Source organism: Schaalia meyeri, from assembly GCF_900105015.1.
Classification (GTDB): Bacteria; Actinomycetota; Actinomycetes; order Actinomycetales; family Actinomycetaceae; genus Pauljensenia; species Pauljensenia meyeri.
Window position 1 is genome coordinate 95,554 of sequence record NZ_FNLK01000015.1, and the last position, 26,835, is coordinate 122,388.

The window sequence follows — 26,835 nt, forward strand, 5'->3', positions numbered from 1 at the left end:
CCCGGGTTTTCTTTCTCCTGTCTCCCATACAATCGCAGTGGCCGATCCCAGCGCTAGTGTTCGGGCACTATCGTCATCTCGAGCGGACAATGGTCGGCTCGTTGTTCCCGCGCGGTGAAGGCACAGCAAAGAGTGTTCACGCCCAACCACCTCGTAGCGCACGTGTTGGCGACAGGGCAACAGGGTGCCCGTACAGGACATGCCATCAACCTACGGGTCTGCGGCAACCGGGTCCCGCCGCGCGAGGTTCTAGCCCTCGCCGTCGACAGGCGACGCGGCGGGCGTGGGAGCGTCGAGGTCGCGGATGCTAGGAACGGCGTACATGGCCGCTCCGAGGATGCAGAAGAAGAGGCCCGCGGCGGTGAAGAGGGCGGGCAGTCCCGTCCAATCGGCGATGGCACCGCCCAGGGCGACGCCGAGGGGCATCGCCAGCCCAAGCATCAGTTGGAAGAACCCCACTGCGCGCCCGACCTTGTCCTCTCCGACGTGCCTTTGGATGAGGGTCATCAGGGGCGGGTGGAACCACGCCAGGAACACGCAGGCAAACCCCATGAGCGCCACGAACGCCCAGAATCCACTCTTGGGAAGCAGGCCGGTCGCCGCGATGGGGAATCCGACGATGACGATCGTGCAGCTCATGAGCAGCGCCAACCGCTGGCCCCCTCCCCACGCCATCATGATGACCACGCCGACCAGCATGCAGGTGCCCGTGATCGCCTCGGCGATGGACACCATGCCCCCGTCGGCGCCGAAGTGCTGCTGCGCCATGAGCGGGTACACCGCCTGAATGGCGGCGAAAACCATCATCCCGGCGGTGAGGGCGACGATCAGGATGACCAGGCCCGAGTGGACGTTCAGCGCCCTCCACCCCTGGCGGATCTGCCCCATGATGGTCGGGGGCATCTCGGCCTCAACCGAGGGGATCCTGGCCAGTGCCAGGCCGCCCACCGCCAGGAGCGCCCCTGCGAACTCCAGGCCCAGGGTGTAGGGCAGCCCGAAGGCCGTGTAGAGGGCGATGCCGATCGCCGGAGAACCGATGTTGGCGATCGATCCGATGGCCTGGTCGAGGGCATTCACGCGCATGAGGTGTTTCTCGGGGACCAGCATCGGCATGGCCGCGCTCATCGCGGGGAAGTGGAAGGCCTGGAAGCAGCTGCGCAGCGCCGCGAAGAGGCATATGAGGGCGAAGGTGCCGTGCCCGAACCACGCCAGGGCCCCCAACGCCAGCGACATCACGCCCGCACCCAGGTCGGAGACGATCATGACGGTGCGGCGGTTGTAGCGGTCCGCGGCCAGGCCACCCAGGGGGGCCAGCAGCCCGAGGGGCAGCTGGGAGAGGGCCATGACGAGGGCGAGCTTCAGGGCCGAACCCTCGGTGGTGGTAACGTGCCAGATGATCGCCCACCCGGACGCCCCGCTGGTGACGATGGAGAACGCCTGGCCGCTCCAGATCATGGCGACCACTCGCCACCAGTTCAAAGCCAGCTGGCGGCCGGAGGCGCTTACCTGCGCGGGAGCAGAGGAGGTATCTGGGAGCATCCATGCAACGGTAATGTCACGCTTCTTGCCAGTCAATAGATCTTGCCAGTCAACAGCCACGAAGTCCCCGGCGACCCTCGTCGAACACCGCCCGGCACCGCGCCCTGACGCTTCGCTCGCGGCGCCCGGCGTCTCTGCGGTTGAACCGAGCCCTTCCCAGGGGCGCGGATAACACACCACGTCATAAAGCGCCAAAAACCCTTGTGAGGTTTACCTAATATTGTGTAGCATTTCCCTCGTAATCCCTGAGACACGAGAGGACACGATGAAGATACGCCTCGCGGCGCTGACCGCCCTGCTGACCACCGCCCTGACGCTCACCGCCTGCGGCGGCACCGGGGGAACCACCGCCCAGTCGGACTCGACCACCAAGGGGGCCGGCGCCTCGTCGACCCGGACGATCACCGACCACGGCGGTAACGAGGTCACCCTGCCCGCTCAGATCACCCGCGTCGCCATCGACCAGATCCCGATCGAATCCACCTACCTCGCCTACTTCGACGGCAAGGCACCCAACCTGGTGGGCATGAGCGCCGCGCGCGTCAAGGCCATGAGCCAGACGATCGCCGCGGAGATGGCCCCCGAGATGATGCAGGTGGAGACCGGCTACTACGACAAGGGCGAGCTCAACGCCGAGGCCCTGCTGAACCTCAACGTCGACGTCGTCCTCTACAACGCCTTCAACAAGGAACACGGCGAGATATTCCGCAAAGCTGGCATCCCCGCCGTTGGCTTCACCACGATGGGGAACCCCTCGGAGACCTACACGCAGTGGATGGAGCTCCTCGAAGACGTCTTTAACCAGGAAGGCCACATGGCCGACAAGATCGCGCTGGGCCAGAACCTGGTCGCCGACGCCCGCGCGCGCACCGCGAAGGTCCCGGAGGATCAGCGGGTTTCGACGATGGTCCTCATGAGCGCGGCCGACGGGCAGCTCGCCGTCGCGGGAGGCAAAGAGGGCTGGTTCACGGGCGAGTGGGCCGACTCCCTGAACTACACGAACGTCTCGCGCGACACCAACACATCGCGCACACCCGTCACCTTCGAGCAGGTCCTCACGTGGGACCCGCAGGTCCTCCTGGTCACCGGCAAGGGAATGTCCAACATGACGGCGAATACCGTTTTAACGAACTCGGTTGAGGGGGTGGACCTGTCCACCCTGTCCTCCGTGAAGAACGGCCGCGTCTATTCGACCGGCCTGGGCATGTGGAACTGGTTCACCCCCAACCCAGACGCCCCGATCGTGGCGAACTGGATCGGCGCATCCTTGTACCCCGACCAGTTCACCGACGTTGATCTGGTTGCCATCACGAAGGACTACTACCAGAAGATGTACAACTTCACGCTCACCGACGAACAGGCGCGCCGGATCGTTAACCCCGACGCCGCCTCCTGACGCCCGGCCCCGGCCTCGTCTCCTCATCGACGAGGCCGGGGCTCCGCTATGCGTTTTACTCCCGGGCTCCCCGGGGAGAGGACACCTATGAAGTCACTGCTGACCAGGAACGGGCGGCTGCGCGCGTGGGTGATTCCCGCCCTGATCGCGCTGATCGTCGCGTGCGCGGCCGCGGCGATGATGATCGGACGGTTCTCCGTGTCACTGGAGGATGTGGTCGCCGCCCTGCGGGCACGCTTTTGGGGAGGTCCCGCGGTTTCCCCGCGCGTCAACTCCGTCGTGTTCGACCTGCGCGCACCCCGTATTATCGTGGCGATCCTGGTCGGCGGGGGCCTGTCGGTCGCGGGTGCGTCGTTCCAGTCACTGTTCTCCAACCCGCTGGCGACTCCGGACACGCTGGGGGTCGCGGCCGGGACCTGCGTCGGCGCCGTGATCGCGCTGCTGCTCGACTGGAACCTGATCGGCGTGCAGGCCGCCGCCCTGACCGTCGGCCTGGGGACCATGGCTTTCACGACCGCGATCTCGCGCACCAGGACGGGCTCCTTCAACGTGATCACGCTGGTGTTGGGGGGCGTCATCGTGTCGGCCCTCGCTAACGCCGTCCTGTCGCTGCTGAAGCTGACGGCCGACCCGACCAGCCAGCTCCCCGAAATCACCTACTGGCTCATGGGATCCCTGGCGGCCGTCACCTACCACCAGATCGCGTTGGGCGCGCCCTTCATCGTCGCGGGCGTCACCGTGATCGTGGCGCTGCGCTGGCAGCTCAACATCTTGTCCCTCTCCGAGGACGAGGCCCGCTCCGCCGGCGTCAACGTCTCCCTGATGCGGGCGATCCTGATCGTCGCGTCGACGGTCATCACGGCCTCGGTGATCTCGATGTGCGGCCAGGTCGGCTGGGTGGGCTTGCTGGTGCCGCACTGCGCGCGCATGCTGTGTGGGCAGAACAATCGCGCCGTTATCCCCGCGTCCCTGCTGCTGGGGTCGGCCCTGATGATCGTCATCGACACGCTGGCACGCTCCCTGTCCGCCTCGGAGATACCGATCTCGATCCTGACGGCCATCATCGGCGCGCCGTTCTTTATCGTGCTGCTGCGCCGGACGGGGGGCGCGCGATGATTAGCGTTCAGGGCGCGACCTTCACCTATCCCGGCGCGCCCGCCCCGATCCTGCGTGACATGAGCTTTACTGTCCCGGAGCGTTCCCTGCTGGCCGTCCTGGGGCCCAACGGGGCGGGGAAGACGACGCTGCTGCGCACCATGATCGGCCTGCAAAAGTGGGACAGCGGGCGCACCTTGATCGACGGCACCGACATTTCCGACATGTCGACGCGCGCGCTGGGCCGGGTGCTGTCCTACGTTCCGCAGGCACGCAACGCGTCCAACGTGGCGCTCACCGGCCTGGAGATGGTCATAGTCGGGCGCGCACCGCACATGCGCACCTTGGCCCAGCCGGGGGCTCGCGAGGAGGCGATGGCCCGGGAGGTTCTCGACGAGATCGGCGCCTCGCACCTGGCGGAGATGCCATGCGCGACCATGTCGGGCGGGCAGTTCCAGATGATCCTCATTGCCCGCGCGCTCGTCGCGAACCCGCGGGTCCTCGTGCTGGATGAACCGGAGACCGGACTGGATTTCCGCAACCAACTGATCGTCCTGGGGTTGCTCGAACGCCTCGTGAAGGATCGGGGGCTGGCCGTCATCATGAACACGCACTACCCGGCTCACGCCCTGAGGGTTGCGGACCAGGTTGCGCTCTTTTCCTCCACCCACCAGGCCGTGGTCGGTCCCGCGTCCTCCGTGATGAACGCTGCCACCCTGGCGGACGTGTTCGGGGTGGACGTGGCGATCGGCTGCGTGCCCTTCGAGGGCGAGGACGTGAGGGCCATCGTGCCGGTGCGGCTGGCCGGCCCGCAATAGCCCGGCTTGCGCCGCGACGCGCCCCGCGCACCCGCGCGAAACGATGCGATGCTTTGGTGTGCGGTCCCGTTTTCCCGGCGATGGCAGTCTTTTGCCAACCCTTTACGCGACAACTGTGCGGTGCCTTACAAGGACTTGTGTGGGTATGGACCGCGCGGCCACGTCGCCGTAGAATAGGTACTGCACCAACGGGGGCGACGCAGGTCGGCCCCGTTTTTTGATGCCGCCGCCCTCCCGGGCGGCGCGGGCCGACCGGCCCACACAACACGCTGGCGTGCGGGGCGCGCTTCGCGCCTCCGCGCGAAGACAAACTCAAGGAGAACCATGGACCACATCGTCAAGGCTGAGACCGCGCCCACCATCAGCCAGGCCACCGCCTCGGCTTCCGTTTTCGTCGCCCTCATCGTCGTCCTGGCCGGACTCGGCATGGCCGCCGCCCTGCAGGTCGCCTCCGTGTCATCGATGGTCCTGGCGGTCGTCATCGCCCTGACCGCCCTGATCGTCTCCCCCGCGATCATCTCGATCGCTCGCACGCGCGCCTGAGACACTGCGGGGCGACGAACGCGCGCCCCTCCCATCCCAGCGTGACACCGCCGAGGTGTCGCGCTTTTTCTTTGCCTGCCTCCCCCCGCCTCGTCCATGTGAGCGCCGAAAAACCGGGCATTGGAGCCCCCGGAGACTTGCGAATCGTGTTCACCCCCTATTAGAGTCTATTTGTCAACCACTGCATCGAGGAGGATGTGATGAACGGTTTTCGCATGGACACAGACAGGTTGGAAGAGGCCTCGGGGGAAATGGGTCGGCTATCCGACGGGATGAGCGAACTGGGGCTGGACAAGTGTGAAGAGTCCTTCGACTGTGGAGATAGCGCCGTGAGAGACGCGCTGATGTATTTTGTCTCCATGTACAACAGGCGCGGTCAGGCCACACGGGAGTGGCTCAACAAGACCGCCAGCGGGCTGCACGCTACCGCGTATGCGACGCAGGAAACCGACGACGAAGTGGCGGCGGTCTTCGAGGCGATTCGAGCGAAGCTGTAGAAACGAGGGAATCATGGAAGCGAGATTTTCGCAGCGCTTTCCGGCTGTGACGGGGGATCTGGGCTCGATCTGGTCGTGTCAGAACGAAATCAGGAATCGCTCGCGCCAGATCGGGGAGCTGTACACCGGCGTCAACGCTGTCATCAGCCGGTGCATCGACTGGGAGGGACAGGCGAAAGACGCCTTCATCAACAGCGCGAGCGTCGAGAAACGCGAGATTGGCATCTGGGAGGACGGCACCCTCCAGGCGGCGAACGCGCTGAAGAGCTACTACTTCACTCTGGAGTGGGTCATTGGCTCGGTCAACGGGATCCGTGCCCGGGCGGACGAGCTGTGGGAGCAATACCAGGCGATGACCCCCGCCGACAGGGCGATGCAGGAGGCTTCCATTAAGGAGGAACTTTCCTACCTGCAAAAGAGCTACGACGACGCGAAGAACGAGCTGTCGAACCAGGCGCTGAACACCGCGGCCTCCCTCAGGGAGGCCCTGTATTTCACGCCGGAGGATATCCACACGGTCGAAGACGAGCACATCGACATTGGGGACACACGTTCCCTAACAGACACAGAGATCAACAGCATCCTCGCCCACCTCAGCAATCCTTCATCCACCCTGTTCAGTATCAAGCAAGGGCAAATTGGAGACTGCCACCTGCTCGCCTCGCTCAACGCTTATAACCAGACCGAGGCGGGACGCAGGTATCTGGCGAGCCTCATTACCCCGCACTACGGCGCCGACGGCAAGGTGGACGGGTTCTACGTGAACTTCCCCGGGTTCGGCAGGAACCGCAGGCGCGTTTTTGTCCAGGACGTACTGGAGCATGGGGATACCGCCGGGAGGAGCCGCAACGCTGACCTCGGCTCCATCTTCGAGAAGGCATTCGTCCAATCGCACATGGGCGGGACACGGGGGAAGTTCCCCACGTGGGGAGCCTCCGGGAGCCTGTCGGCCTTGACCATGACGGACATCTCCGGCAAGCTCACCGCACCGATTCCACTCACGAACTCCACCAACGCGGCCGCCATGTTTGCCGCAATAGCCGCGGTCAACACGGGCAAGCCGGTCGTCGCCGAGTCCGGCCTCGTTACCGGGCCCGCAGACGTCATCGTCGGCGGGGAGCCGACGAGGATCCAGGTCTCCTCCAGCCACGTCTACACCGTCGTCGGAGCGGACGGCAACGGCGTGACCCTCACGAACCCGTGGGGGCACAACGATGCCCCCAACGGTAGTCGAACGGAGGCAACCTTCACGATGAGCTGGAGGGACTTCTTCGCCAACTTCGGCGACGTCACCGTGGGGCGGGTCCCGTGAGCGTTAAGCCCCCGCGCAAGCGCACCGTGTTCACCATCCTCGCCCTGGTCTTCGTCATCGCCTGGACCTACGCCCACATCGCCTACGCCTGGCCCTGGAAACGATTCCAAACAGGCACCCGCATCACCTGCCAAGGCCAATACAGCGTCGGCTCTATACCAAACACTCCGGCTCCCCTACTGGGATTTCTTTCCGGCGGCTCCCCCGTACTCTTCGGCGCCAGGGGCAGGATCAACATGGGGGTCGAGACAGCCAGCATCGGCCTATCCGCAGAGATTGACGGCAAGATAGACACCCTCGCCTACGTGCCGGAAGTGAGCCTGGGGGAGTCCGCCACCGTCGATGGGGTGGGCACCTTCACCCTCAAACGGGCCTACTCGGGCACTGTGTGGTTCACCCCCAACCCCGGGGGAGCAACCTTCTGCTTCGAACCCGACCCCACCTTCACCATACGAGAAGGAAAACAACGAGTGAAATGAGGACAAGCACTCTCACCACCCTCACCGCAGGGCGGGTCCCGTGAGCGTTAAGCCCCCGCGCAAGCGCACCGTGTTCACCATCCTCGCCCTGGTCTTCGTCATCGCCTGGACCTACGCCCACATCGCCTACGCCTGGCCCTGGAAACGATTCCAAACAGGCACCCGCATCACCTGCCAAGGCCAATACCAGGTAGGAGCGGAACCTCACCAGAACGCGACGTACCTAGGAACACTGACTGACGACTCATTGGTGAGGTTCGACGCCTGGGGAGAAATCAACATGGGGGTCGAGACCGCAGGATTTTCCCTATTCACGATTGAAGGCAATCACGTGAACGACATCGCCTACGTGCCGGAAGTGAGCCTGGGGGAGTCCGCCACCGTCGAGGGAGTGGGCACCTTCACCCTCAAACGGGCCTACTCGGGCACTGTGTGGTTCACCCCCAACCCCGGGGGAGCAACCTTCTGCTTCGAACCCGACCCCACCTTCACCATGTTCGAAGAAGCCAAATGAGCGGGCGAGCCAGCGTAACCTCTGATCGAACCCGATCGGACCCGCCCTCAGGGCAGCCGCGGAGGCCGCGCCTGGGCGGCGGCCCGCGCGGCCGCCGGGGCGGCCGCAGCAATCGCCTCGATCTCGGCGTCACCGTGCGCCGCGGAGGTGAACCAAACCTCGAACACTGAGGGCGGCAGTGCTATGCCCGAGGACAGGAAGGAATGGAAGAACGGACCGTAACGCCACGCCTCCTGGGCACGCGCCTGCTCGTAGTCGTACACGCCAAAGGCGGCAGCGACCTCGCCGAACATGAACGAAAACAGAGAGCCCGTGCGCTGGACGCGGTGAGCGACTCCGCAGGCGCTGAGGGCATCGGAAACAATGGTACTGATCGCCTGAGCCGAGGCATTCACACGGTCGTACACGCCCCGGTCGGCCAGCTCAAGGGTGCGCAGGCCCGCGGCGGTGGCCAGCGGATTGCCCGACAGCGTACCCGCCTGGTAGACGGGTCCCACAGGCGCCAAAAGATCCATGACGTCCGCGCGGCCACCCACGGCGGCCAGCGGCATGCCGCCCCCCACGACCTTGCCGAAGGTCACCAGGTCAGGCACCCAATCCGCGCCACCCACCGCCGAGTCATCGACGAACCCGGCGCTGAACTCGCCCGCTGGGGCGCCATCCACCCAGGAGGCCACGGCCTCCAGTCCCCACCAGCCGGCGGGGTCAACGCGGAAGCCCGTCAGGACCTCATCGAGAATCATGAGGGCGCCGTGAGCGGTACACAGGCGACGGATTTCGCGGTTCCATCCCGGGCGCGGGGGCACGGCACCCATGTTGGCGGGCGCGCCCTCGAAAATGACGGCAGCGATGCGGCCACCCGCCTCGTCGAAGCAACCGCGAAGCGCATCAACATCGTTATAGGGCAGCACGACCGTCTGCGCGGCAATCGCCTCGGGAACACCCGCGGATCCGGGCAGTCCGCCGGTGGCCACGCCGGAGCCGGCGGCCGCCAGCAGCCCGTCTGAGTGCCCGTGGTAATTCCCCGCAAACTTGACGATCAGATCGCGTCCGGTGGCGCCGCGCGCCAGGCGAATCGCTGTCATGGTCGCCTCGGTCCCGGTGGAAACGAAACGGACGCGCTGGGCAAAGGGAACGCGCTCCCGCACGGCGCGGGCGAGGAACGTCTCGGTTTCCGTGGGCGCCCCGAAGGACAGCCCGCGCGAGGCTGCTTCCTGGACGGCGGCGACGACCTGGGGATGGGAGTGACCCAGGAGCGCCGGCCCCCACGAGCCGACCAGATCCACGTAGGTGCGCCCCTCGATATCGGTGACGGTCGCGCCGCTGGCGCTCGCGATAAAACGCGGGGTGCCGCCGACGCCCCCGAAGGCGCGCACGGGCGAGTCAACGCCGCCGGGTATCACGGATTTCGCTTGAAAAAACGCTGTTTCGTTACTGGTCACGGCTACCTTCACGGGACGAGGCCTGGGTTTGTTTCGCTTCCATCCTACCCGCGCTCAGCGCCAGCGGCGGGCAGCTTCGGGCGCCCAGTAGGTCAGCACCGAGTCGGCACCCGCTCGAAAGATGCCGGTGAGGGATTCGTCGATGACGCGTTCCCGGTCGATCCAGCCGTTGGCGGCGGCGGCCTCGACCATCGAGTACTCGCCGGAGACCTGGTAGGCGGCGACGGGAATGTCGGATGCGGCAGCCACGTCGGCCAGGACGTCCAGGTAGGGGCCCGCCGGTTTCACCATGAGCATGTCGGCCCCCTCCGCGGCGTCCAGGAGCGCTTCGAAGACCCCTTCGCGGCGGTTGGCGGGATCCTGCTGGTAGGTGCGGCGGTCACCTGTGAGGGTGGATCCAACAGCCTCGCGGAAGGGCCCGAAGTAGGCGGACGCATACTTCGCGGAATAGGCCAGGATCGCGACGTCTGCGTGCCCCGCCCGATCAAGGGCCGCCCGTATCGCGGCCACCTGCCCGTCCATCATGCCCGAGGGGGACACCATGTGCGCCCCGGCGCGCGCCTGGGAAATGGCCATGGCCTGGTAGAGGGGCAACGTGGCGTCGTTATCGACGCCACCCGATCCGTCAAGAAGACCGCAGTGCCCGTGATCGGTGAACTCGTCCAGGCACGTGTCGGCGCACACGACCAGGGCGTCGCCGACCTCGGCGCGTACGGCGGCCAGTCCGCGGTTGAGGATGCCGTCCGGGGCCCACGCCTGGGTGCCGGTCGAGTCCCGCATGGCTGGCACGCCGAACAGGTCAATCGCGCCGACCCCAGCCTCGGCGGCCTGGGCGGCGGCCCTGCGCAGGGAATCAATCGTGTGCTGGTACTGGCCGGGCATGGCGGCGATCTCGCGGGCCTCGTCGATGTCGTCGCGGACGAACACCGGCCATATCAGCTTGGCGGGATCGACGTGAGTTTCGCGCACCAGGCCGCGCATCGCGGGCGTGGAGCGCAGTCGGCGCGGGCGAACGGTCGGGGTGGGGGCACCCTCCACCCCGGCCTCGGCCAGGTAGGAGGTGACGGATGTGGGCACGGTGGTCATTGCTGTCCTTGGGTCGGCGAGAGGATGTCGGTCAATGCGCGGGCAACCGCGTCGGGTCCGGGGGAATCGGCGTGGGCGGCCACGCCGATTCCCTGGCGTCGCGCCGTGTCGGCGGTGGGCGCGCCGATGGTGGCGACCGGGGTCGTGGGAGGCGGCGTGCCCAGGAGGGTGAGCAGGGCTGGCACCTGGGAGGAAGCGGTGAGCAGGAGCGCATCGAAGTGGCCGCTCCGGTAGGCATCGGCGAGGTCTGTCGGGATGTCCCCGGGGGTTGCGGGCCGCGTGGTGTAGGCGTCAACCGCGTCAACGCTCCAGCCGAGAGCGCTCAGCCCGTCGGGCAGGTTTGGGGGCGCGATGGCGGATCGGGGGATGAGGACGCGGCCTCTTTGGTTGCCCGTGACCGGTGGAAAGGCGCGCACCAGCGCGGCGGCAGAACCCTGTCCGATCAGGTCGGGCGCCACCTTCCCGCAGTCTTTGATCCACCGGGCGGTGGCGGCTCCGACGGTCGCGATGCGAGTGCCGCGCGCGTGCGCGTCGGCGAGGAGGGGCGCAACCGCGCGGGCGCCTCTCCACGAGGAGAGAACCACCCAGGCGTAGGCGCCGCCACCCAGGTCCGTGCGCGCTTGGTCGAGTCGTGGGGATTCAAGGGGTAAAGAGACGGTCAGGGCCAGCGCGTCAACGTGCGCGCCCGCTTCCGTCAGGGCCAGCGCGATGGCATCGGGCTCCTTGAGGCGGCCCAGGAGAATGCGCCTGCCGACCAGCGGGCCCTCGCCCTGCCCCCGGGACGCGTCCGTGCCCTCTGGCGCGCTCACGAGGGTGACCTGAGCGGCTTGGATGCGCGCAGGTCGGCCACGTTTGCGCCGCCCGCCGCCAGCAGGTTCTGCGCACAGCGCCTGCCCGCCGTGGCGGCGTCGGCTTCGCAGGCGTTATCCGTGAGCGCCAGCGTGTCACGGGCCTCGACCGACGCGGACCCGTCCACCGCCACAATCCGCGCGTCGATGACCAGGGCAGAGTCGTCCTGGTTGACGCGGGCCAGGGCGCCCACGGGTGCCGCGCACCCGGCACCGAGGGACGCCATGAGTGCACGCTCGGCACTCGCCGCGAGCGCGGTGCCCCGGTCGTTCAGCGCGGCGACGACGGAGCGCAGCTCGGCGTCGATGTCGTCGCGCGTCTCGATCGCCAAGGCCCCCTGGGCGGGTGCGGGCATCATGGCCTCGGGGGGCAGGACGTGCGTGGCGTGGCCGCCAAGGCCCAGGCGTTTCAGGCCGGCGAGGGCCAGAACGACGGCCTCGAGTGGCTCACCCGTCCCGAGGGCCGTGTGCGCGGTGCCGACGTCCGTGCCCAGATCGACACCGCGCACGCGGGACAGGCGGGTGGGGACGTTGCCGCGCAGGTCGCAGATGCGCAGGTCCGGGCGGGCGGCGAGCAGCTGGGCGGCGCGGCGCGGCGACCCGGTGCCGACGCGCGCACCCTCCGGCAGGTCCGCCAGGGTCTGCCCGTCGGCGGCACACAGGGCGTCGCGCGGGTCTTCTCGGCACGGGACGGCCGCGATACGCAGGCCAGGAACGGGTGCGGTGGGCAGGTCTTTGAAGGAGTGGACGGCCAGGTCACACTGGCCTTCCAGCAGGGCCAGGCGCAGCTGGGCGGCGAACACTCCGATCCCACCCAGGGACGCGAGAGGTGTCGCGGTCACGTCCCCGTGGGTGCGGACGACCTTCAGCTCGACCGTGATGTTGAGGCCCATCGCCGCTCCCGCGCGCGAGGCGGCGCGGGCGACCGCGGCGGATTGGGCCAGGGCCAGCCGAGATCCTCGTGTGCCCAGGATCAGCGTGCGAGCGGTCATGACAGTCCTTTCGCGCTCGCGCGCGCGTGCGAGACGACGGACGCGACGCCGGTGCCCGCGACCCACGCGCCGGTCAGGGCCAGGCCCCCCAGCGAGGCGACAGCGGCCTGCAGGGAAGCGACCCGCTCACGGTAGTCCGGGGGCAGGGGTGGGAGCGTGCCGTTCCAGCGCACCAACAGGTGATCGACAACAGCGTCGGGGTCGATGCGCACGCCCGTCATGGCTCGGACGTCGCCCAGGGCGCGCCTGAGGTCGACCTCGGGTTCGGGTTCCCCGTAGCGGCCGTAGGACAGGCGCAACAGGTGTGTGCCGGCCTCGAACCGGCGCGCAAGCCACGGCCACTTGACGGTCAGGTGGGACAGGGCCTTGGCCTCGACGGGGCGATCGCCCGCGGGCGCGGGGGCGACCAGCAGGCCCTGTGAGACGGGTGCGTCGTCCAGCTCGGGAGCGCGCACGGCCAGGGTGAGGCGCGCGATGGGCGCGCCCTTGGGAACGCTCACGTCCGGGCCAGCGGGGATCCCCGCGCCATCCAGGATCCGCAGGGCGGCCTGCGCGCTGCAGGCCAGGACCACGCGCGGCGCGCGGATGGCCGTGCCCGGCCCGTCGGGGACCGGCTCGGCGCTGGGGGTGGGTCCCCGGCGGGTCGGCCCCACGTCGCACCTCCAGGCCGTGCCGTCACGCGACAGGGTGCGGGCCCCCATCCGGGTGCAGACGGTTCCCCCGGCGGCCTCGATCGCCTGGCGCAGGGCGTCCACCAGGACGAACATGCCGCCCTCAACGCAGGCCTCGGGGGCGCGGCGCGTCCCCGAGCGGGCCAGGAGCTCGCCGACCGCCGCAGCCAGGGAGCCGGTGCGCGCGGTCGCGGCGCGCAACCCGGGGGCCACGGCGTCGGTGGCCAGCATTGACGGATCGGAGGTATAGATGCCGCTCACGATGGGGCGCACCGATCGCTCAAGCACCTGGGTCCCCATGCGGGCGGCCACGAAACCGGCCAGCGTATCCCCGGCCCGGTCCATCCCAACGGAGGGGCCCATGGACGCGTCGAGGAGGGCGCGCCGCACCCCGTCAGCCCCAAAGGCGTGGGCGCAGTCGGGGGCGTCCGGGCGAGCGGGGATCCCCAGGAAGGATTCTCGCAGGAAGGGACGCAGCTCCCAGCCGCCCTGGCGCGCGGGCGCGAAAAGACGCGCGCCGGACCCGGCGGGCAGGGCGGCGCGCAGTCCCAGGTCGGCGATCATGGAGCAGACGTCGGTACCGCGAATGACGAAGGTCTCCGCGCCCAGGTCCACGTCTGTCCCTGCGATGCGGCCGCGCGCGATGAGGCCGCCCAGGTAGCCGCGGGCCTCGACCAGGAGGGGGCGTTGCCCAGCCCGTGCCAGCTCCCACGCCGCCGTAAGGCCCGCGATTCCCCCACCGACCACGACCGCCCCGGGGGCGGTTGGGATGCCTGGATGCGTCTCCACGCGGCTCACCTGCCCGCGTCGTGGACCAGCTCCACGATGTGGGTGAGCACCGTCGGGTCCGTGGTCGGGGGGACGCCGTGCCCCAGGTTAAAAATGTGGCCGGGAGCGGCTCGACCGGTGGCGAGAATATGACGAACGGCCTGTTCGATAACGTCCCACGGAGCCTGCAACAGTGCGGGGTCCAGATTCCCCTGGACCGCCTTGCCGGGAACCTGCTCGATCGCCCACGCCAGGTCCGTCTTCCAGTCCACGCCCACGCAATCCGCCCCGACGGCAGCCATATCGGCCAGGATCGGTGCGCTGCCCGTCCCGAAGTGAATGAGCGGGGCGCGCCGACCGGTCACCGGGACGCGCGCCCGAGCAAGGCGGGAGGCGACGCGGCGCGAGTACGGCGCGACCGAGTCGCGATAGACCCGCGGGGACAGGGAGCCCACCCACGAGTCAAAGAGCTGGGCGGCGCTGGCGCCGGCCTCGACCTGGGAGGCGAGGAAGTCGCCGGTCACGCGCGCACACCAGCCCATGAGCTCGTCCCACGCGCCAGGATCCGAGGCGGCGAGCGCCCGGGCCGCCAGGTGGTCGCGGGAGGGGCGTCCCTCGACCATGTAGGCGGCCAGCGTGAAGGGGGCGCCCGCGAATCCGATGAGGGGGGTCTCGCCCAGTTCGCGCACGGCCAGGGCGACGGCCTGGCGCACCGCTCGGGCGCCCTCACCGCAATCGCGGGCGTTTCCAGCGGCGTCGGTCCACGAGCCGGACCCGTAGGAGTGACGGGTGAGCTCATCGATTGCCTGGCGCGTGCGGTACGGGTGGTCCAGGACGGGGCCCACGCCCGGCTCAATCTCGACCCCCACGCCCGCCAGGCGCAGGGGGATCATGATGTCGGAGAAGAGGACGGCGGCGTCCACGCCGTGGCGGCGCACAGGCTGAACGGTCGCCTCGGCGGCGACCTCGGGGACCAGGCAGGCCTCGAGCATGGGCAGGCCCACGCGGGCGCGCAGCTGCCTGTACTCGGGCAGGGAGCGGCCGGCTTGGCGCATGAACCACACGGGGGCGGGTCCACGCCGCCCCGTCAAGGCAGCCAGCAGCGGGGGCATCGTCATGTCTCTTCCTTATTTTAGATAGGGGTCCGTGCGGTAATTCGTGCGCATCGGGCACCGTCCAGTTTAGTGGGTACCATTTTGTGCCACGGCCTCAGCTGTTGAAATAATGCTTTTTCCCATCCCCTTTGCCGCGGGAGAATGCCAAATATTCAACCATCGAAACATCGTGACACGGGCGTCACCAACCCTCGTTCGTCGGCCGTTGGGACACCGACGCCCCTCGTGCCCTTAAATGGGAACGTTGTGACTGTTCATATGCTTTCAGCGGACCACCGCCACGCCCCCCTCGACGACATCGCCCGGCTCTCCGGCGCGACCGACCTCGGCCCCACGCTGGCACGCGCGTGCCCTCAGGCGCGCGGCGTCATGGTCCTGCGCACCTGCAACCGCGTCACCGTCTACATCGACGCACCCGCCTCGGCCAACCCCCGCGCGCTCCGCGACACCGTCGAGCGCGAGCTGGCCCGGGCCTCGGCGATGGCGAGGAAGGACGTGAAGCTGCGCCACCTGTGGGGGCGCGACGCCCTCACCGACCTGTTCGCGACGGCCGCGGGCCTGGAGTCCATGGTCGTCGGGGAACGCGAGATCGCGGGGCAGATGCGCCGCGCAGCGCACTGCGCATGGGAGGACGGGACCCTCAGCTGCGACCTGGGTCGCGCCGTGGAGCGCGCGTCCGCGACCTCGCGGCGCATCGCCACCGAAACCAGTTTGGCGGGAGCGGGGCGCTCGGTCGTCGCCGTCGGACTGAACCTGGCGGCCGCCCACCTGCCCGCGTGGGAGGACACCAGGGTCCTCATCGTCGGGACGGGCGCGTACGCGGGCGCCTCTGTGAGCACGCTGGCCGCCCTGGGCGCCCTGGACGTGTGCGTCTACTCCACGTCCAGCCGCGCGGAAGAGTTCGCACGGGGACGAGGCATCGGCTGGGTCGATGCGCACGCCCTCCCGGACGCCCTTCGCCGCGCGGACCTGGTGCTCACCTGCCGGGGACTGGGGTCCGCCGTCCTGACCCGTTCCCTCGCGCAGCGCGCCGGCCGCACGGTTGTTTTGGACCTGGCGCTCACCCGCGACGCGGACGCCTCCATCGCGGATCTGCCGGGGATCACCCTCATCGACCTGCCTACGATCCAGGGGTCGGTGCCCGACGCGCAGGTCGACGCGCTCGATCGCGCCCATGCGATCATCTCCGAGGAGGTGGACTCCTTCGAGCGCGGCCTCGGCGCCCGCTCAATGGACCCCGTCGTGCGCCACCTGCGCGCCCGCGTCTTCGACATCGTCGACGCGGAGATCGCTCTTCTGGGCCAGGATCCCATCTCGCCCGAGAAAGCGGCGCGGGCCCTGCGCCACCTGGCCGCCCGACTCGTCCACAACCCCACCGTCATGGCCCGCAAGGCCGGCGAAGAGGGTCAACAGGAGCGCTACCTGGAGGCGCTGAGCGTGGTCCTCGGCATCGACGAGGCCGTGTCCGTGTGCCCCGCCCACGCCCGCAACCGGAGCGCTGTTCACGGCCAGCAGGCACCTCACCATTGCGAGGCGCGCACCAGGCCGCTTCGTACACTGGGGGCATGAGCACCCGGAAGAACGAACCACGCGCCCTCGCCCTGGGCGTCGCCGTCTACGTGATCTGGGGTTTCTTCCCCCTGTACTTTTTCCGGCTATCCCCCGCCGGGGCCGTCGAGGTGATCGTCCACCGGGCTGTGTGGGGCCTGGTTTTTTGCCTGGCGGCGCTCGCACTCACGGGCTCCCTGGGGAAGATCCGCGCGCTCGTCGCGGACAGGGGGGCGCTGTGGCGGCTCACGGTCGCGGGGGCTCTGGTCGTCGTCAACTGGTCCGTGTACGTGTTCGCCATCCTCACGGGCCACACGACGGACGCTGCGATCGGGTACTTCGTTAACCCCCTCGTCACCGTGGCCCTGGGCCTCATCGTGCTGCGTGAGCGCGTCACCCCCGTCCACAAGCTCGCCCTTAGCCTGGGTTGCCTCGCCGTTGTCATCCTTATCGTCGGACAGCGCTCCATCCCGATCGTATCCCTGACGCTCGCCCTCACGTTCGGCCTGTATTCCCTGGTGAAAAAAGACGTGGCCGCTCGCGTTGACCCGTTGGCCGGCATGGCCATCGAAACAGCCGCGGTCTCGCCCATCCTGCTGGGCTACTACGCGTACCTGGTGGCCACTTCCTCCACGTCCTTCCACGCGCTGGCGTCCGGCCAGGGAACCCGTCCGTGGGGCGTGCACCTGGCCCTGCTGGTGGGCGCGGGGGCGCTGACCATGGTTCCGCTGATCATGTTCGCCTCCGCCGCCAGGGGCCTCACCCTGGGCACCATGGGTTTCCTGCAGTACCTGGGCCCCACCCTGCAGCTCTTCGTCGCACTCTTCATCTTCGGGGAAAACGTTCCCACGATCCGGTGGGTCGCGATGGGGGTCGTGTGGCTGGCCCTGGGGTGCCTGAGCGGCGACTGGGCGCTCACCTCCCTTCGGGCAAGGCGCCTGGCGCGCTCGGCGGCGCCTGGCCGGTAGCGGGCCTGGGCCTCTCCCCTACCGGCCGCCCGGCTCCGGGCGGCCCGTGTAGTTGACGAAGCGCGCCATGTCACCCTGGAACAGGGCGGTCACGGTCGCGGTCGCGCCCGAGCGGTGCTTGGCGACGATGATGTCGGCCTCGCCGGGGCGGTCTTCCCTGTCGTAGTAGTCGGGCCGGTGCAGCAAAACGATGATGTCCGCATCCTGCTCCAGGGAGCCGGATTCGCGCAGGTCGCTCATCATGGGCTTCCGGTCGGTGCGCCCCTCGGAGTTACGGTTCAGCTGGGCGACGGCGATCACCGGAATATCCAGGTCCTTCGCCAACAGCTTGAGGTTTCGCGACATCGCGGAGACCTCCTGCTGGCGCGATTCCACCTGTCGACCGCTCGTCATGAGCTGCAGATAGTCAACGACGACCAGGCCCAGGTTTTCCTGCTGCTTCAAACGCCTGCATTTCGAGCGGATCTCCGAGATCGTGATGTTCGCCGAGTCGTCCACGTACAGGGGTGCCTCGCTCATGCGGGACGTGGTTTCCGCGACCTTGCGCCAGTCCACGTCGCTCATCTGTCCGGCCTGCATCTTGGACAGGCGCACGCCGGACTCTGCGGAGAGCATGCGCATCGCGATCTCCTGCGCGCTCATTTCCAGGGAAAAGATCAGGGAGGTGATGCCGTGCTTCATGGAAGCGGAGCGGCAAAAGTCCAGGGCCAGCGTCGACTTACCCATAGCGGGGCGCGCGGCGACGATGATCATCTGCCCGCCGTGCAGGCCCTGTGTGAGTTCGTCCAGGTCGGTGAATCCCGTGGGGACACCGTTGAGCTTGCCTCGGTTCTTTTCGATGTCCTCCAGTGCGTTGAGGATGTCCGAACTCATCTGCGTCATGGACACGTAATCGCTGGTTTCGCGGCCGTCCGAGACCGCGTACACCTCGGCCTGTGCCTGGTCGACGATCTCGTCAACGTCGCCGCCGGCGTCCGCGTAACCGAGCTGGACGACGCGCGTGCCTGCAGTGACCAGGCGGCGCATAATGGCGCGCTCGCGCACGATCCGGGCGTAGTACGCGGCGTTCGCGGCCGTCGGAACCGACGCGATGAGACTGTGCAGGTAGGCGGCGCCACCCACCTTGGAGAGCATTCCGGCGCGCTTGAGCTCGCCGGCGACGGTGATCGCGTCCGCGGGTTCGGCGCGTCCGTTCAGTTCGATGATCGTGTCAAAGATCGTCTCGTGGCTGGGCTGGTAGAAGTCTTGCCCACGCAGCATCTCGGACACCACGTTGGCGGCCTCGGTCGTCAGCATCATCGATCCGAGGACGCTCATCTCCGCGTCGATGTCCTGCGGGGGGACGCGGTCGAATTGGTCGTCGGACATGGTGATCCTCTCGGGTGAATCGGCGGCTATCGAGCGAGGCGTGGTCGCTGGGGCCGCGAGCGCGAGCGCGGCTGCGGATAGAGATCCTCCAGGGAAGACTAACGCGTCGGCGGCGGGTGCGCGAGCGCCGATGTGCACCGGCATGTGCATACATTGTGGATAGCCTGTGCACCACGCCGAAGGAGCCTGTGCACAGCACCAAATGACCGATCTGTCAGCGCAGATATGCTCATCACAGTCACATCGTTGTCATTCATTGAGCCGTCTACAATTTCCGAGTGCGCGGCTTTCCACAGGCCTGTGCACATATTGTGGAAAAGAAATGGAGCGTGTCATGACAAGCACCCACGGAGCCGGCGGCCCGACCTCCTCGTCGCCGCGGGAGGAGAACCCGGGACCGTCGGTGCCAACGATCACCACGGGCGCGATCCTCTCCCTGGCGCTGCCGTCCCTGGGCGCGCTCATCGCCGAACCTCTCTTCACCGTCATCGACTCCACGATGGTCGGCCACCTGGGAACCCCCGAGCTGGCTGGCCTGGGCATCGCGTCGACGGTCCTGAACACCGTCGTCGGCCTGTTCATTTTCCTGGCGTATTCGACGACCTCCCTGGCGGGTCGGCACCTGGGGGCGGGGAGGCGCGACCTGGCAATGCGCTCCGGAGTTGAAGCCATGTGGTTGGCCGTGTGCCTGGGGGCGCTCGCCGCGATCCTCCTGACTCTCTTCTCCTCCCCGCTGCTGTCCTGGCTGGGGGCCGACGCGGCGACCATGCCCCACGCGCGCGCCTATCTGCGGTCCTCCGCGCCCGGCCTGATCGGCATGTTCGTGGTCCTGGCCACCACCGGCACGCTGAGGGGCCTGCAGGACACGCGCACCCCGCTGGTCGCGGCGTCCGTGGGAGCGGCCTTCAACGCGGCCGCGAACTGGACGCTCATGTACCCCCTCGGCCTGGGGGTCGCCGGGTCCGGCCTGGGGACGACCATCACGCAAAGCCTCATGGCGGCCTTCCTGGCGTGGGTGGTCGCGCGCGGCGCGCGCCGGGAGGGCGTCAGCCTGCGCCCCTCCACATCCGGGCTCTTGTCAGCAGCCGTCGCTGGCGTCCCTCTCCTGGTGCGCACCCTGGCCCTGCGCGTCGCCCTGCTGGCCACCCTGGCCGCCGTCACCGCCATCTCCACGCAGGCGCTCGCCGCCCACCAGATCGTGTGGACGCTGTGGAGCTTCGCCGCCTACGTCCTCGACGCCCTCGCGATCGCCGCGCAGGCGCTCGCTGGATTCACCCAGGGCAGCGGCCAGCGGGGGGCCATGCGCCCCCTGGTGCGCACCCTCGCCCGCTGGGGGGTCGGTTTCGGCGCGGTCGTCGGCCTCGCCCTGGCGGTGACCTCCCCGTGGATCACTCGCATTTTCACGACCGACCACACCGTCATCGACTACGCGACCGTCGCCCTCATCGTCGGCGCTCTCTTCCAGCCCATCGCCGGGTACGTGTTCCTGCTGGACGGAATCCTGATCGGCGCGGGACGCGGCCGCTACCTGGCCGCAGCGTCCGTCGTCACCCTCGTTGCCTACGCGCCCGCCTTGTGGGGCATCGCCCACTCGACCGCCCTGGCTGCTCGCCCCTGCCTGGCGCTCGCGCTCGTGTGGCTCGCCTACGCCGCCGTCTATACGGGCATGCGGGCGCTGACCAACGCCCTTGGCGCGCGTACCCTCTGAGGTCATGCACGCGAGGCACCCCGCGCCTCGTCCGGCATCGAACGAATCGTGACCGGAAACGCCCTGGCAGCATCGCCCTCAAGCGTGTAAAATGTGTGGTTGGACTATCCGTATCCGCGGAAAGTCCAACAGGTCCTCACGGGCCATACGCAACGCCCTCCTGTCACGGACCGTCCGTGACCGCAAAGACCATAGGAGGTGGGAACCAACGTGCGTAAATACGAACTGATGGTGATCCTCGATCCTTCGATCGACGAGCGCACCGTCGCCCCCACGATGGAAAAGTACCTGGCACCCGTGGCTGCGGGCGGCGGATCCGTCGAAAACGTTGACGTCTGGGGCAAGCGCCGCCTTGCCTACGACATCCTGAAGCGTTCCGAGGGCATCTACGTCGTCATCGACATGACCACGACCCCCGAGGTCGCTCTCGAGATCAACCGCCGCATGGGCATCGACGAGACCATTCTCCGTACGAAGCTTCTGCGCCCCGACGCTCACTGAGCCGATACCACACCCTCTAAGCCCGAGGAGCCGACATGGCCGGAGATACCGTCATCACAATCATCGGCAACCTGACCGCCGATCCCGAACTGCGGTGGACGCAGTCCGGAGCAGCGGTCGCCGATTTCACGGTGGCCTCCACCCCCCGAACCTATGACCGAAACGCCGGCGAATGGCGCGACGGCGACACCCTGTTCATGCGCTGCTCCGTGTGGCGCGAGGCGGCTGAGAACGTCGCCGAGTCGCTGCGCAAGGGCATGCGCGTCATCGCATCGGGTCGCCTTACCCAGCGCTCGTACGAAACCCAGCAGGGAGAACGCCGCACGGTCGTTGAGATGCAGGTCGACGAGGTCGGCCCCTCCCTGCGTCGCGCGCGCGCGCAGGTCACCCGCACCACGCCCGCCGGCGGTGGCGGCTACCAGTCCGATAACCGCGGCTCGCAGGCAGCCCCCCAGGGCGGCGGATACGGCGGCGGACAGGGTGGATACGGCCAGGGCAGTGCCAACTACGGCGCACCGACCGGCGGCTCCCCCGAGGACCCGTGGCGTTCCGCCCCTTCCGGCGGCGCCACCTCCTTTGGCGACGAGCCTCCGTTCTAACGTCGGTATCCCCGGGTATCCCCCGGTGGCGCCACGTCGAAGACAACACGCTTGGGGCGGACATGTCCGCCCGGATTCACTAGGAGACCATCATGGCGAAGCCTCAACTTCGCAACAAGCCCATTAAGAAGAAGGCCAACCCACTGAAGTCGGCCAAGATCGAAAAGATCGACTACAAGGACACCGCTCTGCTGCGCAAGTTCATCTCGGACCGCGGCAAGATCCGCGCGCGCCGCGTGACCGGTGTTTCCACGCAGGAGCAGCGCAAGATCGCTCGCGCCGTCAAGAACGCGCGCGAGATGGCCCTGCTGCCCTACTCCTCGACCGGCCGCTGATAGGGAAGGACACAGCTGATATGGCTACCACGAAACTGATCCTCACCCACGACGTCCCGCGCCTCGGCCATGCAGGCGAGGTCGTCGAAGTCAAGGCTGGCTACGCCCGCAACTACCTGGTCCCCCGCGGTTTCGCCACCAAGTGGACGGCTGGCGCGCAGAAGCAGATCGACCAGATCGCCGCGGCCCGTCGCCGCCACGAGATCGCCACGATCGACGACGCGCGCGCGGTGCGCGACGCCCTGCAGGGTGGCGCCATCGTCGAGATCACCGGTAAGGTCGGCAACGCCGGGCGCCTCTTCGGCGCCGTTTCCGCCGCCCAGATCGCCGAGGCGGTCAAGGAGCAGCTGGGACAGACCATCGACCGTCGCCGCGTCATCATCGCCTCGCCCATCAAAGCTGTTGGCGACCACACCGTGACCGTCGGGCTGCACCCCGAGGTGTCCGCGAACCTGAAGGTTCGCGTGTCCGCCGCGAAGTGACGGCTTAGCTCCGGAACCACCGAACAGGGGTGGCCACCGCTCTGGCGGTGGCCACCCCTGTTTTTGTGTGAGGGCCAACAAAGTGGGCGCCGACGCGCTCACGAGCGGGCACGGGCGGGCGGGCGAAAAACCCCACGAGGATGCACCGCGCGCCACGCCGGGGCCGCGCCCACGGCTACGCGGCGGCGCTAGCCTCCTCGGTTATTGTTGTTCTGACCCCCGCCGTTTCCGGGTGGGTTGCCGTTGCCCGGCGGATTCCCATTGCCCGGCGGGTTACCGTTGCCCGGCGGGTTGCCGTTACCGCCGCCGTTTCCATTGCCGTCTCCTTCTCCATTACCCTTGTTGCCCCCCTTGTTTCCGTCCGAGGGCACGGTGGTGGGCGGCGCGGAGGGCGTCGGCTCGTCCGTGGGTTCGCTGGGGGACTGCGGGGATTCCGAGGTGGCGCTCGGGGCGGGCGTCGGCGTGTTCTTGCGCGCCCGGCGCTTGGAACTGACCTTCCACGTGAAGTCTGTTGTCGTCATGTTCGCCGTCGCAGGCTTCATGTAGTCGATCCACACGTCGACGGGCCAGTCGCCGCCGTGGAACTGGTTGACCCTGCCAATGTTATCCAGCGGCACGGAGTTTCCTTCGTCATCGGACTGGTACATCGACACGGCCGTCACCATTCCGGGAACGAATCCGACGAACTGTGCGGAGAGCTGATCCGACGCGGTCCCGGTCTTGCCCGCTGTCGTCAGGCGCGGGATGGAACGGTCGACGTTACTGGCTGTTCCATCCCCACCGGTCACGGCCTCGAGGGCGGGCATGATCGACGAGATCTCCTCGGCCTGGAACACGCGCTTCGGGGTGACGTCACCGCTGTAGAGGAGCTTGCTCCTGGAATCCTCCACCTTCTTGACGATGTGCGCATTCACGCGCTGGCCGCCGTTCGCAATCGTCGAATACGCGGTCGTCAGGTCAATGTTGTGCGGGGACGCAAAGCCCAGAACATTCAAGAGCTGGCCATTAAGACCCAGCGTGTCTTCTGGGATCCCGGCGTCAACGGCCGCCTTGAGGGTGTTCTCGGGGCCCACGTCCTGGTTCAAAGCGACGTACGCCGTGTTCATCGAGTATTCGGTGGCGCGCACCAGGGTGACGTTGCCGAAAGAGTATCCGCCGTCGTTCGAGACGGGCACATTCATGCCCGGAAAGTACTGCGGGGACTTGCCCGAATACGTGTCGTAGACAGAGCCTTCCTGGCGCGCGTTGGCCAGGAGCGCAAAGGGTTTAAAGGAGGAGCCCGCCATCGCGATGTCCTGGGTGACCGCGTTTTGCTGGCGCGTCAGATAGTCGGCGCCCGCATACTCCGCGAGGATCTCGCCGGTCTCGGGATCCATGGACGACAGCGCGACGTGCTGGTGCGTGGGATCCCAGCCGCTCACCTTGTTCATCCCCTCGGCGGCGGCGATCGCCTGATCCTGGTGTTCCTTGACGATCGTGGAGGTGATGCGCAGGCCGCCCTGGCTGATCTTGTCCTCGTCGAACTGGCCGGACTTGATCAGCTCTGACTTCACCTGCGCCATGAGGTAACCGTTCGTGCCGGTCATGGACTCCCTGTTGAGCGTTTCCGGGTCGATGGTCTGGGGGAAGACCGCGGCGTCCGCCTGATCCTGCGTGATCCAGCCGTCCACGACCATCAGGTTCAGATCGCGGTTCCAGCGCTCCTTTGCCTTCTCGGGGTTGACGGCGGGATCCCACGCGGAGGGCGCGGGGATGACCGATGCCAGCAGCGAGGCCTCGGAGAGGGTCAACTCGCTCGCTCCGTGGCCAAAGTACGCCTGCGCGGCCGCGTCGATGCCATACGCGCCGCGGCCGAAGTAGATGGTGTTCATGTAGGCGCCGATCACCTCGTCCTTGGACTTTTCCCGGTTGATCTTGATCGCCAGCACAGCTTCCTTGAGCTTGCCGCCATACGACGTGGTTTCACCGACGTAGTAGCGTTCGACGTATTGCTGGGTGAGCGTTGAGCCGCCCTGGCGCGCGCCGCCAAGCAGGTTGTTCACCAGGGCTCGGGCGATGCCCTTCAGGTCGACGCCGGAGTTCGTGTAGAACGTGCGGTCCTCGGAGGCGACGATCGCCTTGGAGACGTAATCGGGCAGCGTCGTCGTGTCGATGATCTGCCGGTTGATGTCGCCGAGCGTCCCGATCTCGGTGGTGCCATCCGCGTAGTAGACCGCTGTTTTCTGTGCGAGCGCCAGATCGTCCGGGGCGGGCACGGCCAGCGTGTTATAGAGGTACAGGAACACGCCCATGCCGGCGATAAAGGCACCGAGGATGAGGGTCAGGAACCCAAAGCCGATGCGCTTGGCCCAGCGCCTCTTTTTCTTCGCGGGGCCCTTTCGTCCCTCCGACGAGGCCGTGGCGGCCTTCCTGGATGAGCGCGTGGCGGGCGCTGAGGTCACCGAACGCCGCGAGGGCGCCTGATCGGGCCCGGCCGCGTTCGTTCCGCCCGACCCGATGATGTCGTTCCAGTCCATTTGTCCGTTGTGAGTCGCCACGTGTTCGCCCTTTCGCGGATTGTTGTATCTCTAGCGTAACCGTGTTTCCCCGAAGATCCCCAAAGTATGGGGTGCGACACAGAGGATGCGCAGTCGCGCGATCGCCTGTTCGAGGCCACAATGCCGGGTCAGTTCACGACCACTGTTCCTCGGGCCTGCCCGGGGCCGCCCACAGGGTGTGAAAGACGCCTTCCTTATCCGTGCGACGGTAGGTGTGGGAGCCGAAGAAGTCGCGCTGAGCCTGGATGAGGGCGGCGGGCAGGCGGGTCGCGCGGATCTGGTCGAAGTAGGCCAGCGAGGACGCGAACACGGGGATCGGGACCCCGGCCAGGGCCGCCTGAGAGACGATGCGACGCAGCGCGGGCGTGCACTCTTCGAATCGGGTCGCGAAGGGCTGCGCGGCCAGCAGGAGCGGCAGGGAGGGGTCGGCCTCGTAGGCGCGCGTGATGTCATCGAGGAACGCCGCGCGGATGATGCAGCCGTCGCGCCAGATGCGGGCCAGCGCCCCCTTGTCGATGTCCCAGCCGTATTCGGCGGCTCCGGCCTCGATTTCGTCGAAACCCTGCGAATAGGCGACGATCTTGGAGGCAAAGAGGGCGCGCCGCACATCCTCCACGAAGGCGGCCCGGGCCTCGTCCGTGTCGATGACGAGGGGGGAGGCGTTTCCGGCCATCCCCTGTCCGGCCGAGCGCTGAGCCGAGCCCGAGGAGGCCCCGCGCGCGAACGTCGCTTCGCCGATGGCGGTCACGGGGACGGCCAGGTCCAGGGCGGTCTGCACCGTCCACTTGCCGGTGCCCTTTTGCGAGGCAGCATCGACGATGAGGTCAACGAGCGGCGCGCCCGTGGATGCGTCCACCTGGCGCAGCACCTCGGCGGTGATCTCGATCAGGTAAGAGTTGAGCTCGCCCCGGTTCCAGGTCGCGAAGATGTCCGCGATCTCACCGGGCTCGGCGCCCAGGCCCTCGCGCAGCAGGGCGTATGCCTCGGCGATGACCTGCATGTCGGCGTACTCGATGCCGTTGTGAACCATCTTCACGAAGTGGCCCGCACCGTTCGCGCCGATGTACGTGCAGCAGGGCACGCCGTCGTAGGTGGCGGAGATCGTCTCGAACATGGGGCCCAGGCGGTCGTACGAGGCCGGTGTTCCTCCCGGCATAATGGACGGCCCCCACAGGGCCCCCTCCTCGCCGCCGGAAACGCCCGCGCCCACGAAGTGCAGGCCGCGCTCGGCCACCCATTTCTCGCGGCGAATCGTGTCGGTGAACAGCGAGTTTCCGCAGTCGACTATGATATCGCCGTCCTCCATGAGGGCGGCCAACTGCTCCATGACGGCGTCCGTTGCCGGGCCCGCCTGGACCATGATGATGGCCACGCGCGGGGCGCGCAGGGAGGCGACGAAACCCTCCAGGGTGGAGGAGGGAACGAAGGTTCCCTGGTCGCCGTGCTCCCTGATGAGCCTGTCGGTGCGCGCCTGCGTGCGGTTAAAAACGGCGGTCGCGTAGCCGTTGCGGGCCAGGTTGCGGGCCAGGTTCGCGCCCATCACACCCAGTCCGTACACGCCGATGTCGGCCGACGCCTTCTCGGGGGTAAACGTGCTCATTGGGTGACTCTCCTTAGGAATCGTTCGATTGTCACCAGCGTACGGCGGTGCCACCGGGGGTGCACCGCGCGCGG

Annotated in this window: 25 protein-coding genes; 15 read left to right on the forward strand and 10 right to left on the reverse strand. The window is 67.8% G+C overall.

What is annotated here, in order from left to right; all coding sequences use genetic code 11:
* Positions 1–249: 249 nt before the first annotated feature.
* Positions 250–1,539, reverse strand: a complete 1,290-nt coding sequence (locus BLT68_RS08550; protein ID WP_165603254.1) for an MFS transporter — start codon at positions 1,537–1,539, stop codon at positions 250–252.
* A gap of 265 nt (positions 1,540–1,804) precedes the next feature.
* Between BLT68_RS08550 and BLT68_RS08555 the strand changes: the two genes are divergently transcribed.
* From BLT68_RS08555 to BLT68_RS08590, 8 genes are all read left to right on the forward strand, one after another.
* Positions 1,805–2,935 (forward strand): ABC transporter substrate-binding protein, encoded by a 1,131-nt coding sequence (locus tag BLT68_RS08555; protein ID WP_074633684.1) that lies wholly within the window; start codon positions 1,805–1,807, stop codon positions 2,933–2,935.
* Positions 2,936–3,022: 87 nt separating this feature from the next.
* On the forward strand, positions 3,023–4,051 hold the full coding sequence (locus BLT68_RS08560; RefSeq protein WP_074633685.1) for a FecCD family ABC transporter permease: 1,029 nt from the start codon (positions 3,023–3,025) through the stop codon (positions 4,049–4,051).
* Positions 4,048–4,848, forward strand: a complete 801-nt coding sequence (locus tag BLT68_RS08565; protein ID WP_074633687.1) for an ABC transporter ATP-binding protein — start codon at positions 4,048–4,050, stop codon at positions 4,846–4,848. The genes BLT68_RS08560 and BLT68_RS08565 overlap by 4 nt, the downstream gene beginning before the upstream one ends.
* Before the next feature lie 324 nt (positions 4,849–5,172).
* Positions 5,173–5,391 (forward strand): hypothetical protein, encoded by a 219-nt coding sequence (locus tag BLT68_RS08570; RefSeq protein ID WP_074633688.1) that lies wholly within the window; start codon positions 5,173–5,175, stop codon positions 5,389–5,391.
* A 200-nt stretch (positions 5,392–5,591) separates the two neighbouring features.
* A complete protein-coding gene (locus tag BLT68_RS08575; RefSeq protein ID WP_074633690.1) occupies positions 5,592–5,888 on the forward strand; it encodes a protein HldE in 297 nt (98 codons plus the stop codon).
* Between the two features lie 13 nt (positions 5,889–5,901).
* Positions 5,902–7,200: a C2 family cysteine protease gene (locus tag BLT68_RS08580; protein ID WP_074633691.1), complete on the forward strand. Its 1,299-nt coding sequence runs from the start codon at positions 5,902–5,904 to the stop codon at positions 7,198–7,200.
* Positions 7,197–7,679, forward strand: coding sequence for a DNA-binding protein (locus BLT68_RS08585; protein ID WP_074633693.1), 483 nt, complete (start codon positions 7,197–7,199; stop codon positions 7,677–7,679). The genes BLT68_RS08580 and BLT68_RS08585 overlap by 4 nt, the downstream gene beginning before the upstream one ends.
* 40 nt (positions 7,680–7,719) lie before the next feature.
* Positions 7,720–8,193: a DNA-binding protein gene (locus BLT68_RS08590; RefSeq protein WP_074633694.1), complete on the forward strand. Its 474-nt coding sequence runs from the start codon at positions 7,720–7,722 to the stop codon at positions 8,191–8,193.
* A gap of 47 nt (positions 8,194–8,240) precedes the next feature.
* Here BLT68_RS08590 and hemL read toward each other — a convergent pair whose 3' ends face one another.
* From hemL to hemE, 6 genes are read right to left on the reverse strand one after another with little or no spacing between them, the layout of a single operon-like run.
* The gene (gene hemL, locus BLT68_RS08595) at positions 8,241–9,635 is read right to left on the reverse strand and encodes a glutamate-1-semialdehyde 2,1-aminomutase (RefSeq protein WP_074633755.1); all 1,395 of its coding nucleotides are present in this window, start codon (positions 9,633–9,635) and stop codon (positions 8,241–8,243) included.
* Positions 9,636–9,689: 54 nt separating this feature from the next.
* Positions 9,690–10,721 carry a porphobilinogen synthase gene (gene hemB / locus BLT68_RS08600; RefSeq protein WP_074633696.1) on the reverse strand — a complete coding sequence of 344 codons (1,032 nt, stop codon included), beginning with the start codon at positions 10,719–10,721 and terminating at the stop codon, positions 9,690–9,692.
* The gene (locus BLT68_RS08605; protein ID WP_074633697.1) at positions 10,718–11,530 is read right to left on the reverse strand and encodes a uroporphyrinogen-III synthase; all 813 of its coding nucleotides are present in this window, start codon (positions 11,528–11,530) and stop codon (positions 10,718–10,720) included. The genes hemB and BLT68_RS08605 overlap by 4 nt, the downstream gene beginning before the upstream one ends.
* Entirely contained in the window at positions 11,527–12,561 is a 1,035-nt protein-coding gene (gene hemC / locus BLT68_RS08610) for a hydroxymethylbilane synthase (protein WP_074633699.1), read from the reverse strand. Before hemC ends, BLT68_RS08605 begins: the two co-directional genes overlap by 4 nt.
* On the reverse strand, positions 12,558–14,021 hold the full coding sequence (locus BLT68_RS08615; protein ID WP_083332403.1) for a protoporphyrinogen/coproporphyrinogen oxidase: 1,464 nt from the start codon (positions 14,019–14,021) through the stop codon (positions 12,558–12,560). Before BLT68_RS08615 ends, hemC begins: the two co-directional genes overlap by 4 nt.
* Positions 14,022–14,026: 5 nt before the next feature.
* A complete protein-coding gene (gene hemE, locus BLT68_RS08620; protein ID WP_074633702.1) occupies positions 14,027–15,118 on the reverse strand; it encodes a uroporphyrinogen decarboxylase in 1,092 nt (363 codons plus the stop codon).
* A 255-nt stretch (positions 15,119–15,373) separates the two neighbouring features.
* On the opposite strand from hemE, the gene BLT68_RS08625 reads away from it, so the two are divergent.
* Both BLT68_RS08625 and rarD read left to right on the forward strand, forming a co-directional pair.
* Complete coding sequence (locus tag BLT68_RS08625; protein WP_083332404.1) at positions 15,374–16,684, forward strand: glutamyl-tRNA reductase; 1,311 nt, start codon at positions 15,374–15,376, stop codon at positions 16,682–16,684.
* Positions 16,681–17,631 (forward strand): EamA family transporter RarD, encoded by a 951-nt coding sequence (rarD, locus tag BLT68_RS08630; RefSeq protein ID WP_074633703.1) that lies wholly within the window; start codon positions 16,681–16,683, stop codon positions 17,629–17,631. Before BLT68_RS08625 ends, rarD begins: the two co-directional genes overlap by 4 nt.
* A gap of 18 nt (positions 17,632–17,649) precedes the next feature.
* On the opposite strand, the gene dnaB is transcribed toward rarD, so the two are convergent.
* Positions 17,650–18,999 carry a replicative DNA helicase gene (dnaB, locus tag BLT68_RS08635; protein WP_050695486.1) on the reverse strand — a complete coding sequence of 450 codons (1,350 nt, stop codon included), beginning with the start codon at positions 18,997–18,999 and terminating at the stop codon, positions 17,650–17,652.
* Between the two features lie 334 nt (positions 19,000–19,333).
* On the opposite strand from dnaB, the gene BLT68_RS08640 reads away from it, so the two are divergent.
* The 5 genes from BLT68_RS08640 to rplI all read left to right on the forward strand — a co-directional run bounded on the left by BLT68_RS08640 (position 19,334) and on the right by rplI (position 22,624).
* Positions 19,334–20,707, forward strand: a complete 1,374-nt coding sequence (locus tag BLT68_RS08640; protein ID WP_074633757.1) for an MATE family efflux transporter — start codon at positions 19,334–19,336, stop codon at positions 20,705–20,707.
* Positions 20,708–20,917: 210 nt separating this feature from the next.
* Complete coding sequence (gene rpsF / locus BLT68_RS08645; protein ID WP_050695865.1) at positions 20,918–21,208, forward strand: 30S ribosomal protein S6; 291 nt, start codon at positions 20,918–20,920, stop codon at positions 21,206–21,208.
* Positions 21,209–21,243: 35 nt separating this feature from the next.
* Positions 21,244–21,807 (forward strand): single-stranded DNA-binding protein, encoded by a 564-nt coding sequence (locus tag BLT68_RS08650; RefSeq protein ID WP_050695487.1) that lies wholly within the window; start codon positions 21,244–21,246, stop codon positions 21,805–21,807.
* A gap of 92 nt (positions 21,808–21,899) precedes the next feature.
* The gene (gene rpsR / locus BLT68_RS08655) at positions 21,900–22,142 is read left to right on the forward strand and encodes a 30S ribosomal protein S18 (RefSeq protein ID WP_005869781.1); all 243 of its coding nucleotides are present in this window, start codon (positions 21,900–21,902) and stop codon (positions 22,140–22,142) included.
* 20 nt (positions 22,143–22,162) lie between these two features.
* On the forward strand, positions 22,163–22,624 hold the full coding sequence (gene rplI / locus BLT68_RS08660; protein ID WP_074633705.1) for a 50S ribosomal protein L9: 462 nt from the start codon (positions 22,163–22,165) through the stop codon (positions 22,622–22,624).
* Positions 22,625–22,812: 188 nt separating this feature from the next.
* On the opposite strand, the gene BLT68_RS08665 is transcribed toward rplI, so the two are convergent.
* Positions 22,813–25,161 (reverse strand): transglycosylase domain-containing protein, encoded by a 2,349-nt coding sequence (locus tag BLT68_RS08665; protein ID WP_074633706.1) that lies wholly within the window; start codon positions 25,159–25,161, stop codon positions 22,813–22,815.
* Between the two features lie 133 nt (positions 25,162–25,294).
* Positions 25,295–26,761, reverse strand: a complete 1,467-nt coding sequence (gndA, locus tag BLT68_RS08670) for an NADP-dependent phosphogluconate dehydrogenase (RefSeq protein WP_074633708.1) — start codon at positions 26,759–26,761, stop codon at positions 25,295–25,297.
* Between the last annotated feature and the right edge of the window lie 74 nt (positions 26,762–26,835).

Bases quoted from the DNA above. Each gene is read 5' to 3' on its own strand.
- BLT68_RS08580 (WP_074633691.1), top strand. From the start codon at position 5,902: ATGGAAGCGAGATTTTCGCAGCGCTTTCCGGCTGTGACGGGGGATCTG.
- rpsR (WP_005869781.1), top strand. From the start codon at position 21,900: ATGGCGAAGCCTCAACTTCGCAACAAGCCCATTAAGAAGAAGGCCAAC.
- BLT68_RS08560 (WP_074633685.1), top strand. From the start codon at position 3,023: ATGAAGTCACTGCTGACCAGGAACGGGCGGCTGCGCGCGTGGGTGATT.
- BLT68_RS08565 (WP_074633687.1), top strand. From the start codon at position 4,048: ATGATTAGCGTTCAGGGCGCGACCTTCACCTATCCCGGCGCGCCCGCC.
- hemE (WP_074633702.1), bottom strand. From the start codon at position 15,118: ATGACGATGCCCCCGCTGCTGGCTGCCTTGACGGGGCGGCGTGGACCC.
- rplI (WP_074633705.1), top strand. From the start codon at position 22,163: ATGGCTACCACGAAACTGATCCTCACCCACGACGTCCCGCGCCTCGGC.
- BLT68_RS08550 (WP_165603254.1), bottom strand. From the start codon at position 1,539: ATGCTCCCAGATACCTCCTCTGCTCCCGCGCAGGTAAGCGCCTCCGGC.
- BLT68_RS08625 (WP_083332404.1), top strand. From the start codon at position 15,374: ATGCTTTCAGCGGACCACCGCCACGCCCCCCTCGACGACATCGCCCGG.
- gndA (WP_074633708.1), bottom strand. From the start codon at position 26,761: ATGAGCACGTTTACCCCCGAGAAGGCGTCGGCCGACATCGGCGTGTAC.
- BLT68_RS08570 (WP_074633688.1), top strand. From the start codon at position 5,173: ATGGACCACATCGTCAAGGCTGAGACCGCGCCCACCATCAGCCAGGCC.
- BLT68_RS08575 (WP_074633690.1), top strand. From the start codon at position 5,592: ATGAACGGTTTTCGCATGGACACAGACAGGTTGGAAGAGGCCTCGGGG.
- BLT68_RS08650 (WP_050695487.1), top strand. From the start codon at position 21,244: ATGGCCGGAGATACCGTCATCACAATCATCGGCAACCTGACCGCCGAT.
- hemB (WP_074633696.1), bottom strand. From the start codon at position 10,721: ATGACCACCGTGCCCACATCCGTCACCTCCTACCTGGCCGAGGCCGGG.
- rarD (WP_074633703.1), top strand. From the start codon at position 16,681: ATGAGCACCCGGAAGAACGAACCACGCGCCCTCGCCCTGGGCGTCGCC.
- BLT68_RS08640 (WP_074633757.1), top strand. From the start codon at position 19,334: ATGACAAGCACCCACGGAGCCGGCGGCCCGACCTCCTCGTCGCCGCGG.
- dnaB (WP_050695486.1), bottom strand. From the start codon at position 18,999: ATGTCCGACGACCAATTCGACCGCGTCCCCCCGCAGGACATCGACGCG.
- BLT68_RS08555 (WP_074633684.1), top strand. From the start codon at position 1,805: ATGAAGATACGCCTCGCGGCGCTGACCGCCCTGCTGACCACCGCCCTG.
- hemC (WP_074633699.1), bottom strand. From the start codon at position 12,561: ATGACCGCTCGCACGCTGATCCTGGGCACACGAGGATCTCGGCTGGCC.